The 2792-nt window shown below is 65.4% G+C and carries 2 protein-coding genes; both read right to left on the bottom strand.

The features are described 5' to 3' along the window. Positions 1-2043: RNA degradosome polyphosphate kinase (locus ACRCSW_RS01290; protein WP_438702190.1), on the bottom strand; the 2043-nt coding region annotated here is incomplete at its 3' end. A 186-nt stretch (positions 2044-2229) separates the two neighbouring features. Continuing rightward, positions 2230-2792: chromosomal replication initiator DnaA (locus ACRCSW_RS01285; protein ID WP_438702189.1), on the bottom strand; the 563-nt coding region annotated here is incomplete at its 5' end.

The raw sequence follows: 2792 nt of genomic DNA, 5'->3' as shown, positions 1-2792 counted from the left end.
GTAGGTGCCATCGGCCGCCAGAACCCAGCTCTGCGCCTCGTCGGCGAGGTTGGCGGCCATGATCTGGCCGACGATCTGGGTTTTGACGGTAATGTTCAGCGCTTCGACCAGGGTTTCCACCCGACGGTTCAGGTTACGGCCCATCCAGTCGGCAGAGGAGAAGAACACGCGCGCCTTTTTCGACGGCAGCCCGTAGCCGTTGCCGAAACAGACGATGCGGGAATGTTCGAGGAACCGCCCGACGATGGATTTGACGCGGATGTTTTCCGACAGGCCCTTCACGCCGGGACGGACCCCGCAGATGCCGCGCACGACGAGGCTGATCTTCACCCCGGCCTGGGATGCCGCATAAAGCGCGTCGATCACGTCGGGTTCGATCAGCGAGTTGATCTTGGCCCAGATTTCGGCGGGCCGTCCGGCGCGGGCATGGTCGGCCTCGGCCGCGATCATCTCCAGAAGCCGGGGTTTCAGGGTGATGGGCGAGATGGCGAGGTTTTCCAGCCCCTCGGGCTGCACGTAGCCGGAGAGGTAGTTGAAGACCTTCGTCGCGTCGCGGCCCAAGGCTGCGTCACAGGTGAAGAAGCTGAGGTCGGTGTAGATGCGGGCAGTGATCGGGTGGTAGTTGCCGGTGCCGTAGTGGGTGTAGGTCACCAGATGATCGCCTTCGCGCCGCACCACGGTGCTGATCTTGGCATGGGTCTTGTACTGCACGAACCCGTAAACGACATGCGCGCCCGCCCGTTCCAGACGGCGGGACTGGCGGATGTTCGCGGCCTCGTCGAACCGCGCCTTCAGTTCGACAAGTGCGGTCACCGACTTCCCCGCCTCTGCCGCCTCGCAGAGCGCCGAGACGATCGGGCTGTCCCATGAGGTGCGGTAGAGCGTCTGCTTGATCGCCAGCACATTCGGATCGCGGGCCGCCTGTTCCAGATAGCGGATCACCAGATCGAAGGTCTCATACGGGTGCTGCAAGAGCATGTCCTTCTGCCGGATCGCGGCGAACATGTCACCGTCGTGATCCTGCAGCCGTTCTGGCACACGCGGCGAAAAGGGCGGCCACATCAGATCCTTGCGGGCGGACAGGATCAGTTCCTTCAGGTCTGCGACGCCCAGCAGGCCCTTGACCTCCACCACCTCGTCCTCGGCGACGGCCAACTCTTCCATGATCAGCGCCCGCAGGGTTTCCGGCGCGCCCGAGGACAGTTTCAGGCGGATCACCTCGCCCCGGCGACGGCGTTTCAGCGCGGTCTCGAATTCGCGGACCAGATCTTCGGCCTCGTCCTCGACCTCGAGGTCGCTGTCGCGGAGGACCCGGAACATGCAGTGGCCCTGATCGGCGTAGCCGGGGAAGAGCATGTTGAGATGCAGGAGGAGAAGCTCTTCCAAGGGCAGGAAGCGGTACTCGCCGGGTTTGCCGGGGAGGGGGACAAAGCGGGCGATCTGCTGCGGGATCGGAAGCAGCGCCTTCAGCGTGCGTTGGTCGGTCTTGCGTTCCAGTTCAAGGGCGAGGCTGAAGCCGGTGTTGGGGATGAACGGGAACGGGTGTGCCGGGTCGATGGCCAGGGGCGACAGCACCGGGAAGACGTTGTTGAGGAAATGCGCCTCAAGGTGTTTCAGATCGCGCGCGGTCAGCTTCGACCGGGTGGCAATGCTGATGCCTTCGGCTTCAAGTTCCTTGCGGAGGCGGTTGAAGGTGCTCTGCTGGGTCTGCATCAGCTCGCGTGCGTCGGCGTTGATCAGGTCCAGCTGTTCGGCGGGGCTGCGACCGTCTTCGGACAGGCTGGCATTGCCGGTCCTGACCAGCGCGCGCAGGCCTGCCACGCGGACGGTGTAGAATTCGTCAAGGTTGGTGGCGCTGATCGACAGGAAGCGGAGGCGTTCCAGCAGGGGGACCGCAGGGTTCGCCGCCTCTTCCAGCACCCGCCAGTTGAACGCGAGCCAGCTGAGTTCCCGGTTGAAGAACCGCCCCGGCCCGGCGGTTTCCGCAAAGGGCAGCTCCACCGGGGTGGGGAAGGGGGACTTGAGGAAATCGGCTTGGGTCATGACAGGGTTATGCCGTGCAAATTACAAAGTTTCCGTGACAGTGTTTCACCCGGCGGGGGGTCTGTCCAGTCGCGCCGGAATTTTCGAAAGTTCCGGAACGGAGCCTTTGAAGGCTCCGGTGCGATTTCTTCGAAGAAATCGCTGTGCGGTTGCGGTGGACGTTGGTTGCTCCGGCCCGGCCTCGGCTTACTCCGCCTCCAGCACCTCGGCAGCCAGCGCCCGGGTCACTGGCCGCCCCAGTGCCAGCGCGCGGGCATCCAGGCCCATGACCAGCGCACGGGCGGCGCCGATGGAGCGGGGCATGCGGCTTACGAGGTAGGGGATCAGGTTCGCCGGCACCGCGATCTGGCGGTCGGCGAAAAGCTTGATCAGCACGGCCGAGAGAAGCGCATCGTCCGGTGCCTCCAGCCGGGCGATCGCGGTGGCCTGCATCCGGCTGGCGAGGTCCGGGAGGCTGAGGCCCCAGTCGCGCGGCGGCGTGGCGGCGGTCAGGAGAAGCGCGCCGGACCCGGTCACCAGATTGTGCAGATGAAAGAGCGCCGCCTCGGCCCTGCCGATGCGGTCGGCATCCTCCACCGCCACCCGCTGGCCCGCGAAGGCGCTGAGGTCGGTCGTGCCAAGCTCGGCTGCGGGCAGGATCACCGCCCCCGCCATCGTGGCCCAGATCTGCAGAAGATGCGTCTTGCCAGACCCCTCCGGCCCGACCAGCAAGAGCTTGTTGCCCGGCCAATCCTCCCAGCCCTCGACCG

Source organism: Tabrizicola sp. (genome assembly GCF_051645465.1).
Lineage (GTDB): Bacteria > Pseudomonadota > Alphaproteobacteria > Rhodobacterales > Rhodobacteraceae > Tabrizicola.
This window is presented reverse-complemented; position numbering and strand designations above follow the sequence as displayed.